At 70.3% G+C, this 744-nt stretch carries 1 protein-coding gene; it reads right to left on the minus strand.

The window, feature by feature from the left end; genetic code table 11:
* Positions 1-744: IS3 family transposase (locus ACTQVX_RS08840; protein ID WP_441560935.1), on the minus strand; the 744-nt coding region annotated here is incomplete at both ends.

Consider the following 744-nt stretch of genomic DNA (forward strand, 5'->3'; position numbering starts at 1 on the left):
AGGCCGAAGAAGCCCTCCATCGCCGCGTTGTCCGGGCTGCAGCCCTTGGCGGACATGCTCCTGGCGAGGCCGTGCCCCTCGCAGATCGAGATCCAGCCGGGCCAGCGGTAGTGGCCGCCGCGGTCGGAGTGGATGACGGGGCGCTCGCCGGGCGCGAGCAGCGCGCAGGCGTCCTCGAGCGTCGAGTTGGCGAGCGCGGCGTCCGGTCTCTCGCCGGCCCTCCACGCCACGACCGAGGAGTCGAAGCAGTCCCTGATGGCCGACAGGTAGACCCTCCTGCCGGAGGGCAGCCTGAACTCGGTGATGTCGGTGAGCCACAGGAAGTTCGGCAGGGCCGAGCGGAAGTCGCGGCGCACGAGGTTCGGCGGGGCCGGCGTCGGCTCGCCCGCATAGGAGCTGTAGGGCCTCCTCTTCCTCCTCATCCACCTGGGGACCAGGCCCTCCTCGCGCATGATGCGGAGGACGACCTTCTCCGAGGCGCGCACGGGCTCGTCGAGCTCGCGCAGGCGCGCCGTCACGAAGCGGTACCCCCGCGCCCCCTCGCCGTCCTCGGTGAAGATCCTGCGCACGAGCGCGCGCAGGGGCGCGCGCCGGTCGGGCCTCGCGATCGCGCGGCGCTGGTACTCATAGGAGCTCTTTGATATCCCCAAGGAACTCGTGAGTTCTCTCAAGGACCACTTCCCGCACGGCCTCAGGCGGTCTATCACCAGGGTCTTCTCCCTGTTCGACATCCCGTCGAGGCTC

The sequence above is a fragment of the Collinsella sp. LCP19S3_A6 genome (assembly GCF_052122015.1).
Classification (GTDB): domain Bacteria; phylum Actinomycetota; class Coriobacteriia; order Coriobacteriales; family Coriobacteriaceae; genus Collinsella.